The 12,680-nt window shown below is 41.1% G+C and carries 11 protein-coding genes; 8 read left to right on the forward strand and 3 right to left on the reverse strand.

What is annotated here, in order from left to right; translation table 11 throughout:
* Positions 1 to 65: 65 nt before the first annotated feature.
* Genes ACYIB7_RS00355 through ACYIB7_RS00365 form a run of 3 tightly spaced genes read right to left on the reverse strand, consistent with a single transcriptional unit; the run spans position 66 to position 3,547 of the window.
* Positions 66 to 821, reverse strand: coding sequence for a succinate dehydrogenase/fumarate reductase iron-sulfur subunit (locus tag ACYIB7_RS00355; protein ID WP_099463982.1), 756 nt, complete (start codon positions 819 to 821; stop codon positions 66 to 68).
* Positions 822 to 846: 25 nt separating this feature from the next.
* The gene (locus ACYIB7_RS00360) at positions 847 to 2,790 is read right to left on the reverse strand and encodes a fumarate reductase/succinate dehydrogenase flavoprotein subunit (RefSeq protein WP_103982801.1); all 1,944 of its coding nucleotides are present in this window, start codon (positions 2,788 to 2,790) and stop codon (positions 847 to 849) included.
* A gap of 58 nt (positions 2,791 to 2,848) precedes the next feature.
* Positions 2,849 to 3,547: a succinate dehydrogenase cytochrome b subunit gene (locus ACYIB7_RS00365; RefSeq protein WP_103982800.1), complete on the reverse strand. Its 699-nt coding sequence runs from the start codon at positions 3,545 to 3,547 to the stop codon at positions 2,849 to 2,851.
* Between the two features lie 408 nt (positions 3,548 to 3,955).
* On the opposite strand from ACYIB7_RS00365, the gene ACYIB7_RS00370 reads away from it, so the two are divergent.
* The 8 genes from ACYIB7_RS00370 to ACYIB7_RS00405 all read left to right on the forward strand — a co-directional run bounded on the left by ACYIB7_RS00370 (position 3,956) and on the right by ACYIB7_RS00405 (position 12,537).
* Positions 3,956 to 4,429: a pyridoxamine 5'-phosphate oxidase family protein gene (locus ACYIB7_RS00370; protein WP_099463978.1), complete on the forward strand. Its 474-nt coding sequence runs from the start codon at positions 3,956 to 3,958 to the stop codon at positions 4,427 to 4,429.
* Between the two features lie 21 nt (positions 4,430 to 4,450).
* A complete protein-coding gene (locus tag ACYIB7_RS00375; RefSeq protein ID WP_103982799.1) occupies positions 4,451 to 4,900 on the forward strand; it encodes a hypothetical protein in 450 nt (149 codons plus the stop codon).
* 50 nt (positions 4,901 to 4,950) lie between these two features.
* Positions 4,951 to 5,844, forward strand: coding sequence for a serine acetyltransferase (locus tag ACYIB7_RS00380; RefSeq protein WP_103982798.1), 894 nt, complete (start codon positions 4,951 to 4,953; stop codon positions 5,842 to 5,844).
* An 87-nt stretch (positions 5,845 to 5,931) separates the two neighbouring features.
* Complete coding sequence (locus tag ACYIB7_RS00385; RefSeq protein WP_103982797.1) at positions 5,932 to 7,368, forward strand: THUMP domain-containing class I SAM-dependent RNA methyltransferase; 1,437 nt, start codon at positions 5,932 to 5,934, stop codon at positions 7,366 to 7,368.
* Between the two features lie 40 nt (positions 7,369 to 7,408).
* Positions 7,409 to 9,550, forward strand: coding sequence for a S9 family peptidase (locus ACYIB7_RS00390; RefSeq protein WP_480338489.1), 2,142 nt, complete (start codon positions 7,409 to 7,411; stop codon positions 9,548 to 9,550).
* A 247-nt stretch (positions 9,551 to 9,797) separates the two neighbouring features.
* A complete protein-coding gene (gene purD, locus ACYIB7_RS00395; RefSeq protein WP_480337744.1) occupies positions 9,798 to 11,069 on the forward strand; it encodes a phosphoribosylamine--glycine ligase in 1,272 nt (423 codons plus the stop codon).
* Between the two features lie 29 nt (positions 11,070 to 11,098).
* On the forward strand, positions 11,099 to 12,103 hold the full coding sequence (locus ACYIB7_RS00400) for a DUF6427 family protein (protein WP_103982794.1): 1,005 nt from the start codon (positions 11,099 to 11,101) through the stop codon (positions 12,101 to 12,103).
* Positions 12,088 to 12,537, forward strand: coding sequence for a YqaA family protein (locus ACYIB7_RS00405; protein ID WP_103982793.1), 450 nt, complete (start codon positions 12,088 to 12,090; stop codon positions 12,535 to 12,537). The genes ACYIB7_RS00400 and ACYIB7_RS00405 overlap by 16 nt, the downstream gene beginning before the upstream one ends.
* The last annotated feature ends 143 nt before the right edge of the window (positions 12,538 to 12,680 follow it).

Consider the following 12,680-nt stretch of genomic DNA (forward strand, 5'->3'; position numbering starts at 1 on the left):
CATAATGTCATTATTTTGTATGACACCTGCAGCCCTTTGTATTATAAATCCGAATATAACGGATATTAGTCTTTCAACTTAGCCCAAATGAATTCGCGGTTCATGCGGGCGATATTGCTGACGGAGATGTTCTTCGGACATTCCATTTCGCAGGCACGAGTGTTTGTACAGTTACCGAAGCCCAGTTCGTCCATCTTGGCTACCATAGCTTTTGCACGGCGTGAAGCTTCGATTTTGCCTTGAGGTAATAAAGCCAACTGGCTAACCTTGGCAGAAACGAACAACATAGCTGAACCGTTTTTGCAAGCAGCGGCACAAGCACCGCAACCGATACAAGCGGCGGCATCCATAGCCATTTCTGCATCATCACGAGGAATAGCAATTGAATTGGCATCAGGTACACCACCTGTGTTTACTGAAACGAAACCACCAGCCTGAATGATTTTATCGTAAGCGTAACGATCTACCATCAAGTCGCGGATGATCGGGAATCCGGCAGAACGCCAAGGTTCGATCGTGATTGTCTCTCCATCGTGGAAACGACGCATATAAAGCTGGCAGGTTGTTGCTCCTGTAGCCGGACCATGTGCATGGCCGTTTACATAAAGAGAACACATACCGCAGATACCTTCACGGCAGTCATGATCGAATACAATAGGTTCTTTCCCCTCGTTGATCAACTGTTCGTTCAGAATATCCAACATTTCCAGGAAAGAAGTACCCTGGTTAATGTTTTTCAGCTGATAGGTTTCGAATTGTCCTTTTTCCTTCGGACCTCTCTGGCGCCAAACTTTAACTGAAATATTTATATCTTTATCCATGATTCTAATTTTTGTAATTGGTTGATTACTTCTTGTAGTTACGTGTCTGAGGTACTACGAATTCATAATTCAGATCTTCTTTCAACATAACAGGATCTTTGTCTTCACCCTGGTATTCCCAGCAAGATACGTACATGAATTTATCGTCGTGACGAAGGGCTTCGCCTTCTTCAGTCTGATGCTCTGTACGGAAGTGTCCGCCACAAGACTCTGCACGGTCTAATGCATCGTGAGCCATCAATGTACCGATTTCGATGAAGTCGGCCAGACGAAGTGCTTTTTCGAGTTCAACGTTCAGGTCATCACCTTTACCCGGAATATGTACGTTTGTCCAGAATTCTTTCTTCAGGTCTTTCAACATTTGGATAGCTTCTTCCAAACCTTTGGCATCACGGGCCATACCGATGTGTTCCCACATGATGTGTCCCAGCTTTTTATGGATAGAATCAACAGACTCTTTACCCTGGATGCCCATCAGTTTTGCAATACGTGCGTTGATAGCCTTTTCTGCTTCTGCAAATTCAGGCAGGTCTGTACTGAAACGCGGAACCTGAATCTGGTCTGACAGATAGTTCTGGATAGTATAAGGCAATACGAAGTAACCGTCGGCCAAACCTTGCATCAAGGCTGATGCTCCCAAACGGTTTGCACCGTGGTCTGAGAAGTTTGCTTCACCGATAGCGAACAAGCCCGGAATGGAAGTCATCAATTCATAGTCTACCCACAAACCACCCATTGAATAGTGTAATGCAGGATAAATCATCATTGGTGTTTCGTATGGATCGTCATTGGTAATTTCTTCGTACATATCGAACAGGTTGCCGTATTTAGCTTTCACTACTTCCTTGCCCAAACGGTTGATAGCGTCGGAGAAGTCAAGGAATACAGCCAAACCTGTATTGTTTACACCGAAGCCTGCATCGCAACGTTCTTTAGCTGCACGTGAAGCCACGTCACGCGGAACCAGGTTGCCGAATGCCGGATAACGGCGTTCCAGATAGTAATCGCGGTCTGCTTCCGGAATATCTTTACCTTTCTTTGTTCCAGCCTGCAATGCTTTTGCATCTTCCAGTTTTTTTGGAACCCAGATACGTCCATCGTTACGAAGAGATTCGGACATCAAAGTCAGTTTTGACTGATAATCGCCGTGTACAGGAACACAAGTCGGGTGAATCTGCACCATACATGGGTTTGCAAAATAAGCACCTTTCTTATAGCACTGCCATGCAGCTGAACCGTTGGATGCCATTGCATTAGTAGACAGGAAGAAGGTATTTACATAGCCACCTGTTGCAACAACTACTGCGTGGGCAGCAAAACGCTCAACCTTACCGGTAATCAGGTTACGGGCGATGATACCACGGGCGCGGCCATCAATTTTAACAACGTCCAGCATTTCGTGGCGTGTGTACATCTTTACTTTACCTAATCCGATCTGACGGCTTAATGCAGAATAAGCACCCAGCAACAATTGCTGTCCGGTCTGACCGCGGGCATAGAATGTACGTGATACCTGGGCACCGCCGAATGAACGGTTATCCAACAGGCCGCCGTATTCGCGGGCGAAAGGAACACCTTGTGCTACACACTGGTCTATAATACTGTTAGATACTTCAGCCAAACGGTATACGTTGGCTTCGCGTGCACGATAGTCGCCACCTTTGATTGTATCGTAAAACAGACGGTAAACAGAGTCGCCGTCATTCTGATAATTTTTTGCAGCATTGATACCTCCCTGCGCGGCAATAGAGTGTGCACGGCGAGGTGAGTCCTGGATACAGAAGTTCAATACGTTGAATCCCATTTCAGCCAGTGATGCGGCAGCAGAAGCACCAGCCAGACCTGTACCAACAACGATTACATCCAGACGACGTTTGTTTGCGGGGTTCACCAATTTCTGGTGAGCTTTATAATTACTCCACTTCTCAGCCAACGGGCCTTGAGGTATTTTAGAATTTATTTCAGTCATAATAATTTATTTTCAATGATTGATTATTAATTGTCAGCTTATGCAGAAAACCGGTTTCTTAGCAACCGCCAACACCATTCAGATAGAAAATAATAGTGATAATTGCAAAGATAGCACAAACTACGGTTGCAAAGATTTTAGAGATACATTCCCAACGGCTCATCCAGATGGTGTTGTTCCAACCCAATGTGTGGATTGCGCTCCAGAAACCATGAGTCAGGTGGAACCACAAAGCTACATACCATATCAGATATAACACGGTAATAAGGATGTTGCCTTTGAAATAATAATTAATAAAAGTGGCGCCGCTCTGAGGAGAAGCTACTGTACCATCGCCCAGCATAACTTCATGGTGTCCCATTAATTCGGCAAACATCATGTTGTACCAGAACTGAGTGAAGTGTAATACCAGGAACAGGATTACAATAATACCCAGCACAAGCATGTTCTGAGAAGCCCATTCTACGCCTTTCGGACGGGCATTGATAGCGTAACGGTCGTTTCCGCGAGCCTTACGGTTCTGCAATGTCAGAATGAATGCGTAAATGATGTGGATAATGAAGCCTGCAGCCAACACCATTGTAGCAGCTACGGCATACCAGTTTGCTCCCAGAAATGCACAGATCGCGTCGTAAGCTGCCCCGGAGAATACAGCCGCCACGTTCATGGACATATGGAACAATAAAAACAGAATAAGGAAGATACCTGATATACTCATTATCAGTTTCTTCCCGATAGAAGAATTAAGTAACCACATAAGATAATAATTTAAGTTATTTAATTGTGTTTAGAAGTTTCAACCTTAAACTATGTAATTATCACGCAAAGGTATGCTAAATCCGCATATCAAGCAATAAGAATAAGGAAATATTTCTGTAATGAAAAATTTCTGACGTTGCCGGTTCTAAATGGCCTGGTGATGAAATCTGTTTTTGTGACGGACAAGTTTTGAGTTGATAATTATCGACCAAGCGGCCGACAATTGTCAACCGTATGGCCGACGACTATCAACCGTTCGGTTGATAATTATCAACATGAATTTTGTTGCCGGGAAAAAGCGGTGTTGGCCGGTGTGATTAAGATAATCCTGCGCAAGAATTGCATAAATAGAAAATACAGGATTGAACTTTTTTAATTATGTTTGTGAGCGTAATTGGAATAAGAGATGAAGACGCTTGTACATACAGAGAAAGAACAGATAGAATTTATAATCAGCAAATGTGATGTTTGCTACGTAGGCCTGGCCGATACGGACGGAACGCCTTATGTTTTGCCGATGAATTTTGGCTATCGCGATGGTGTTGTTTATCTGCATTCTGCACAGGAAGGGCGCAGTATTTCTATTCTGGAAAGAAACCCGAAAGTTTGTATCACCTTCAGCACTGATCATGCACTGGTGTTTCAGCACCCCGAAGTGGCATGCAGTTACCGAATGCGTTCCAAAAGCGTAATCTGTTGGGGCAAGGTGGCTTACGAAGAAAATTTTGACCGGAAAGTGGAAGCGTTGGATATTATAATGAAACAATATTCAGATAAGACTTTCAAGTATAGTGATCCGGCCGTTGTGAATGTTAAGATATGGAAGGTGGAAATGGACGAAGTGACCTGCAAGGAGTTTGGAGCACCGCATAAGAAGTAAACTATAAAAATAGAGATAATAATGAAGAAAAATTTTTTACTTTTTTTTATGATCTTGCTTGCCTTTACGGCTTGTGAAGGTCCGGCTGGCCCTCCGGGGCAGGATGGTTCTGGTATGTACTGGTTTGTAGATACATATACAATACGTGAGAAAGATTGGAAGATGTATTCTGATCCTGATGGGCGTAATCCGTATTATATGTGTGAAGTTCCGATAAAGGAGCTTACAAACGATCTTTATGTGGACGGAAATGTATTTGCTTATCTGATCCAGAATCCGGGACAAAATAATGAAGTGCAAACCCCATTACCATATACATTACCTTTGGAAAATACAGAGGATGCAAGATGGTCTGAAATTATTAACTTCGATTTTATGCCGGGGTCAATTGCTTTCTATGTAACATATAGTGATTTTGCAGTTAATGTACCGCCGGGGGAATTGCAATTTAGGGTAGTCTTGAATTATTGAATTGAAAAATAAGTTATCTTTGCGAAGCATAAAGAATATTCTGAGAAACAATGAATTTGCAGGAGCATAGCAAAGTACTGGGTGACACGGTGGATAAACTATCGGATGAGGCATCGTACAAGCAATTGTTTCATGCTTACCGGGATGAAGAGGCGCTTCCTTCGGCTGAGGTTTTGAAGGAAATCGTAGATTTGTGCCGGTCTGTTTTATTTCCCGGATATTATGGAAATGCACGTATTAACAAACAAACCATTCGTTTTCATACGGGTGTGAATGTGGAAACACTTCACGCTTTACTTTCGCGCCAAATCTATGCCGGACTTTGTTTCGCAGATGCTTCTTGTGTTACTTGTCCGGAGGAAAAAGTGTTTCGGATTGCGGAAAAGCATTCTGAAGAATTTATTTCTAATCTTCCTGAAATACGGGCTGTTTTGGCAACAGACATAGAAGCTACTTTTAATGGTGATCCTGCTGCGCAAAATCCGGGTGAAGTTATATTTTGTTATCCCGGTTTTAGGGCAATAGTCAATTATCGTATTGCTCATCAGCTTTACAAACAGAATGTTCCTTATATTCCACGAATCATTGCAGAGATGGCTCATTCTGAGACAGGAATAGATATCCATCCCGGAGCACGGATCGGCCATCATTTTTCAATAGACCATGGAACAGGTACAGTGATTGGCGAGACAAGTGTGATAGGGAACTTTGTTCGTATATTTCAGGGTGTCAGTCTGGCAGGAGAAAAATTGCCTCCGGATGAGAATGGCAATGCAATACGAGGTGTGGCACGCCATCCGGTATTGGAAGATCATGTTACTATTTATTCGAATGCAACATTAATTGGCAAGATACGAATTGGCAAGGGCGCTACAATATGCGGTAACGTATGGATATCGGAAGATGTTCCGGCCGGAGCGATAGTGCAGCAGATCGTTGGTTAATGGCTGTTGATTTGGATGGATGAATTTAAAAACAATATAAATAATCAAAATGCAGATTTGTGAATCTGTTTTCAACTTTCAATTGAAATGAACGAGACATTTGAAATGGTGGCCAAAACCCTTTATGGGTTAGAAGATATTTTGGCCGGTGAGTTATTAGCCTTGGGTGCCAACGATTTGCAAATAGGTCGTCGTATGGTTTCTTTTACAGGAGATAAAGAGTTGCTTTATAAGGCAAACTTTTGTTGTCGTACGGCACTTCGTATCCTAAAACCGATCTATCACTTCAAAGCCAAAGATGCAGATACCGTATATAATGAAGTAAAGAAAGTAGAATGGGAAAAATATTTGTCGTTAGACAAGACGTTTGCAATAGATTCTGTGATTTATTCCGAAGATTTTAACCATTCTAAATTTGTTGCATATCGCACGAAGGATGCTATTGTCGATTATTTTATGGAAAAGATGCAGAAGCGTCCTTCTGTCCGTGTGAATAATCCTGATTTATATATTAATATTCATATCTCGCATAATGATTGTACGCTCTCTATTGATAGCTCGGGCGAAAGTTTGCATAAACGCGGTTACCGTGTGGATCAAACAGAAGCTCCGCTGAATGAAGTGCTTGCTGCCGGTATGATTATGAAAACAGGTTGGAAAGGAGAATCTAATTTTGTTGATCCGATGTGTGGATCGGGTACGCTGCTGATAGAGGCTGCCATGATTGCTCTTAATATTGCACCAGGTATTCATCGTAAGGAATTTGCTTTTGAGAAATGGATCGATTTTGACCAGGAGTTATTTGATCGTATTTATAATGATGAAAGTAAAGAGAGGGAATTCACGTTTAAGTGTTACGGTTCCGATATTTCGCAAGCAGCTATAGATATTGCTTTGGAAAATATCCGGAGTGCGGGATTAGTAAAATATATTGATCTGAAAGTAGTGCCTTTACAGCAATATAATGAAGCACCACAGCCTGGTATACTGGTTATGAACCCTCCTTATGGAGAACGTATTTCGTCTCGTGACCTACTGGGATTATACAATATGATAGGTGAACGTTTGAAGCATGTATTTACAGGTTATCAGGCATGGATCTTGAGCTATAAAGACGAATGTTTTGATAAGATAGGACTTCGTCCGAGTGAAAAGATGAAGTTGATGAATGGCTCATTGGAATGTGAATATCGTTGCTATGAAATGTTTGATGGAAAGAATAAAGACTATAAGAAAGCTTTGAATGAAGGAAAAGATGAAGATCGTTCCGGCCGTTCTCCCGTAGTGAAGCGTTCTGATGGTTCGAAAACGGTTAAAAATACAAATTTCCGTACTGCACGCATGGATCGTCCGGATCGCCGTTTTGCAGCAGCTCATGGTGAGAATGATGAAGAACGTTCTAATTTTATCCCGGGTAAAAAGGTTGGAAAAATGCGTTATCGTGATGAAGGTCGGCGTCGTGATGATAAACGTTCATTTAAAAAACCTTTTAGAAGGGGAGGAAAGAATGATTTCGATGATTAAAAGAATAAGGCTGGTCTGTCTGCTGATCGTTTCTGTATCTATGTCGCTTATAGCTCAAAATAAAGATACTCTTACCTTACATGATCTGATTCCAGGAGGAAAGACGTATAATCGTTTTGTTCCCCGAAACCTGGAACAGTTGCAGTGGTGTGGTGATATGTATATATATGCCAAAGGTGATAGTTTGCTGGGAACTGTTCCTGGTAATACAGAAAAGGTAGTGCTTACACGTGAACAGTTGAATAACGCCTTGGTTGCAGTAGGTTTGCAAACAACAGGAAATTTACCCGTGTTATCTTTGCCTTATGCCGGAGAGCCGGTTGTTTCTTTTGAAAGTAAAGGACATCGGATTTGTTATAACTTTAAAGAGAATAAAATAGTTGCAGACTATCGTTTGCCTAAGGATGGAGCGAATTATGACTTTTGTCCGGCTAATGGTTATCTTGCTTTTACGGAAGGAAATAATCTTCGTATCCTTTCTCCCGATAATGAAGTAAGTGTTGTTACATGTGAAACACAGGATGGAGTTGTTTGTGGTAAGTCGGTACATCAGAATGAATTCGGTATTGTGAAAGGGACATTTTGGTCTCCTAAAGGTTCTGCACTGGCTTTTTACCGGATGGACGAAAGTATGGTTACCGATTATCCTTTTGTTAATATTGATGCCCGTTGTGCAGTGGTTGAACCGCATAAATATCCGATGGCAGGTATGAAAAGCCATGAGGTAACAGTGGGCGTTTATAATTTGTCTACAGGAAATACAATATGGCTTAAGACGGGGTTACCCAAAGAAAAATATCTTACAAATATAGCTTGGAGTCCGGATGAAAAGAGTATTTATATTGCCGAATTGAATCGTGATCAAAACGATATGCAATTAGTCCGCTATTCGGCTCTGACCGGAGAAAAAGAAGCTGAGTTATTTACGGAAAAGGATGAACGTTATGTTGATCCTTTGCATCCGGTTCTTTTCTTGCCAAATGATCCGGGCAAGTTTATTTGGCAAAGTGAGCGAGACGGATATAACCATCTTTACTTATACGACACCACTGGCAAACAACTAAAACAACTGACTTCTGGTGAATGGGTGGTTTTGGATATACTTGGTTTCGATCAAAAAGGAGAAAATATCTTTATTTCCGCAACAGCTCCGCACCCGTTAAGTTCTTTCAGTTACGGGACCCCGATGGAGGTGTATGCTTGGAAAGTAAATTTGAAGAATAGCAAACGGACCTGTCTGAATATAAAGAAAGGTGTGCATAACGTGTCTGTCAGCCTTTCCGGTTTGTATGCAATAGATCGTAATTCTTCCCCGTCTGTTCCCCGTGACATAGATGTTATCAGGACGAAGGACGGACAATCTGTTAAAACGCTGTTGTCAGCAAAGAATCCGTATGAAGGATATGCAATGCCGGAGATTGAAACAGGTATAATTAAAGCTGATGACGGGATTACGGATTTGAATTATCGGTTAGTAAAACCGTTAGGTCTTGATAGGACAAAGAAATATCCTACTATTATATATGTATATGGTGGTCCGCACACACAGCTGGTAACAGGGGAATGGATGAATGGTGTGCGTGGTTGGGATATATATATGGCACAACGCGGATATGTGGTTTTTACATTGGATAGCCGGGGTTCTGCTAATCGTGGACATGTATTTGAAAGTGTGATCCATCGTAATTTAGGAGTGAATGAAATGGCAGATCAAATGAAAGGTGTGGATTTCCTGAAAAGTCTGTCTTACGTAGATTCTGACCGTATTGGTGTGCATGGCTGGAGCTATGGTGGTTTTATGACGACAAACCTGATCCTGACATATCCAGACGTGTTTAAAGTAGCAGTAGCAGGTGGTCCGGTGATCGATTGGAGCAATTACGAAATTATGTACGGTGAACGCTATATGGATCGTCCGCAGGATAATCCGGAAGGATATAAGAATGCCAATCTGAAACTGAAAGCAGGAAATCTGAAAGGGCATTTGTTGCTGATACATGGTGATATTGATCCGGTAGTTGTCTGGCAGCATAGTTTAGGTTTCTTGAAGGCATGTGTGGATGCAGATACTTATCCTGATTATTTTGTTTATCCGCGCCATGTTCATAATGTAACCGGAAAAGACCGTCCGCATCTTTATGAGAAAATCACGCGGTATTTCGATGACTATCTGAAGAAATAGTCTGCAACTGCTCCCTGATAAACCGATCAAGTATATCTTTTGGAAAGGTGCAGGATATATCCCGGCAATTGTGAGCGAAAACAATATCTGGATGACAGATCAGAGCCTGGAAGACTACGGCGACAAATTAATCCTGTGGATACCGCTGAAACGGACAGTAACAACCGACCTTATTATCCGGTAACAGAGGGTATTCAAAATAGATTTTGTACATTTGCCCCAATTTATTAAAGCTAAGAAAGGATATATGAACATTTTATTATTGGGCTCCGGCGGCCGCGAACATGCAATAGCCTGGAAGATTGCACAAAGTCCGAAAACGGATAAGTTATATATTGCTCCCGGTAATGCCGGTACAGCTTCTGTTGGTACGAATGTAAATATGAAGGCCGATGACTTCTCTGCTATTAAAGAATTTGTTTTGGCAAATGATATTCATATGGTTGTTGTTGGCCCGGAAGATCCTCTGGTAAAAGGTGTATACGATTTCTTTAAAAAAGATTCTGCCTTGGCTACTATTCCTGTGATCGGACCAAGTAAAGAAGGTGCCCAGTTGGAGGGAAGCAAAGACTTTGCCAAATCTTTTATGATGCGTCATCATATCCCGACAGCTCGCTATAAAAGTATTTCTGCTGAAAATCTGCAGGAAGGATATACATTCCTTGAATCGTTGTCTGCTCCTTATGTATTAAAAGCTGATGGTTTGGCAGCAGGAAAAGGGGTTTTGATTATCGATAGTCTGGATGAAGCAAAGAAAGAGTTGGGCGATATGCTGGGCGGTATGTTTGGTGATGCCAGTAAGACTGTCGTTATTGAAGAGTTTTTAGATGGGATAGAATGTTCTGTTTTTGTAATGACAGATGGCAACGGTTATAAAATCCTGCCGGTTGCTAAAGATTATAAGCGTATAGGAGAAGGCAATACAGGTTTGAATACGGGTGGTATGGGAGCTGTTTCTCCGGTTCCTTTTGCAGATGAAGTATTTATGGCAAAGGTGGACGAACGTATTATCCGTCCTACTATCGAAGGGCTGAAGGCTGAAAAGATCGATTATAAAGGTTTTATCTTTTTAGGGCTTATCAACGTAAAGAACGAACCGATGGTAATAGAATATAATTGCCGTATGGGTGATCCTGAGACAGAAGTAGTAATGCTTCGTATTCAGAGCGATCTGGTTGAGTTGTTGGAAGGCATTGCCGAAGGAAATTTAGCAAAGCGCACATTAGTACACGACCCTCGTGCAGCCGTGACTGTGATGCTTGTCAGCGGGGGCTATCCTGAAACTTATGAAAAGGATAAAGTTATTTCCGGACTGGATAAAGTATCGTCGGAAAATATAATTTTCCATGCCGGCACAAAAGCTTCCGGAGAACAGATTCTGACAAACGGAGGCCGTGTTATTGCAGTTAGTTCGTATGGTAAAGATAAAGCGGATGCTTTGAATAGGTCGTTTGCAGGTGCAAAAGCAATAAACTTCGAAAAGAAATATTTCCGGAGTGATATTGGTTTTGACTTATAGAATTGGCGGAAGTTCTGTATACTGTATAAATGAGAGGAACGTCACAATATCGTAAATATACAATTGCTACTCCAACTGCCTATTTATATGCATTTATTGCATGTATAGCCAGTTGGATAGTGAGCTATGTTTATTCAATAGGCTATCCTGTATATGGCGAGGTAGCTGCTCCTCCTCTCTGGAATGCTATTTGCCAGCTTTTGCCTAATAAGGCATTTACCTATGTAATCGGTATGGCGTTAATGATTGGAGGTGCGTTTCTTTTACATAGAGCTAATTATGCTCTTATGCTTATCAGGGAAAAGACGTTGCTCCCGTTTCTTTTTTTTATTTTGCTTATTAGTACAAACCCGGACTTTTTCCCTCTTAAATCTACTTCTTTAGGAGTCTTTTGTCTGATTTTTGCTGTTTATCAATTGTTCACATCTTATCATAATCCGGAATCAATGGATAAAGCATACAATGCCGCTCTGTTAATCGGAGTAGGTAGTCTGCTTTGGATACACATATTATGGTTTCTGCCATTATTCTGGTATGGGATGTATCGGTTTCGTTCGTTGAATGTCCGTACGTTTATGGCATCCTTTTTAGGAGTTAGTACTGTTTATTGGTTTGTTTTGGGATGGTGTGTCTGGCAAAAAGATTTTTCACCATTTATTATTCCTTTTACTTCATTGTTTAAAATACATTTCTTGCAGATAAAAGGAACTTTTATAGATTGGATAGGCCTTATCTATGTGGCATTGATAACAATTATTGCTTCCATTAACATCCTAGCGCATGAGTATGAAGATAATTTACGTACGCGGCAGTTTTTGTCTTTTGTTATTGTTTTGGCTATATGGTCATTTGTCTTGTTTTTTATATATGAACAATCATCTGAAGAATATTTGGAAATGGCCTGTGTTCCTTCTTCTATATTAATGGCGCATTTCTTTACTGTAGTACATAACAAATATATATTCTGGTTGTTTCATTTTACAGTATTGCTGTTTATTGCACTTTTATTTATCCGCTTATGGAATTTCTTATAGAATATGGATATATCGGCGTATTTGTAGCTTCGTTTTTAGCTGCAACTATATTGCCTTTTAGCAGTGAGGTTGTTCTGACGGGAGTATTGCTTGCCGGAGCCGCATACTGGCCTTGTATGGTTGCTGCTACTTTAGGAAATTTCCTGGGAGGTATGAGCTGCTATTGGCTGGGTATGCTCGGTAAGGTAGAGTGGATTGAAAAGTATTTGAAGTTGGATCCCTCGAAACTTGAAAAAGTGCAAAATTGGATAAAAGATAAAGGCTCTTGGATGGGGTTTTTTGTTTTCCTTCCTGGGATAGGAGACTTTATTGCAGTAGCTTTAGGATTTCTTCGGGCAAATATATGGATTGTTGCTATCTCCATGTTTTTAGGAAAAGCCATTCGTTATTGGGTATGGATGGAATTTGTATATAAAGTGCAAGATATGTTGTAAATCAAGTGTTAACCTTTCTTTGTGGAATTTTTGAAAAAATAAAACTTCCTTTTTAGTCTACAAAATTATAATTTATTCTTTTCAACAGGTACGAACTGGTCTATGTTGTATAACATTGTAAATTAATCATACCAGTTCGTATC

This window comes from Parabacteroides sp. KHUB-03 (assembly GCF_056640975.1).

What these genes read in the sequence shown, in the direction of transcription:
- ACYIB7_RS00355 (WP_099463982.1), bottom strand. Translation starts at nt 821, where the DNA reads ATGGATAAAGATATAAATATTTCAGTTAAAGTTTGGCGCCAGAGAGGT.
- ACYIB7_RS00360 (WP_103982801.1), bottom strand. Translation starts at nt 2,790, where the DNA reads ATGACTGAAATAAATTCTAAAATACCTCAAGGCCCGTTGGCTGAGAAG.
- ACYIB7_RS00365 (WP_103982800.1), bottom strand. Translation starts at nt 3,547, where the DNA reads ATGTGGTTACTTAATTCTTCTATCGGGAAGAAACTGATAATGAGTATA.
- ACYIB7_RS00370 (WP_099463978.1), top strand. Translation starts at nt 3,956, where the DNA reads ATGAAGACGCTTGTACATACAGAGAAAGAACAGATAGAATTTATAATC.
- ACYIB7_RS00375 (WP_103982799.1), top strand. Translation starts at nt 4,451, where the DNA reads ATGAAGAAAAATTTTTTACTTTTTTTTATGATCTTGCTTGCCTTTACG.
- ACYIB7_RS00380 (WP_103982798.1), top strand. Translation starts at nt 4,951, where the DNA reads ATGAATTTGCAGGAGCATAGCAAAGTACTGGGTGACACGGTGGATAAA.
- ACYIB7_RS00385 (WP_103982797.1), top strand. Translation starts at nt 5,932, where the DNA reads ATGAACGAGACATTTGAAATGGTGGCCAAAACCCTTTATGGGTTAGAA.
- ACYIB7_RS00390 (WP_480338489.1), top strand. Translation starts at nt 7,409, where the DNA reads ATGTCGCTTATAGCTCAAAATAAAGATACTCTTACCTTACATGATCTG.
- purD (WP_480337744.1), top strand. Translation starts at nt 9,798, where the DNA reads ATGAACATTTTATTATTGGGCTCCGGCGGCCGCGAACATGCAATAGCC.
- ACYIB7_RS00400 (WP_103982794.1), top strand. Translation starts at nt 11,099, where the DNA reads ATGAGAGGAACGTCACAATATCGTAAATATACAATTGCTACTCCAACT.
- ACYIB7_RS00405 (WP_103982793.1), top strand. Translation starts at nt 12,088, where the DNA reads ATGGAATTTCTTATAGAATATGGATATATCGGCGTATTTGTAGCTTCG.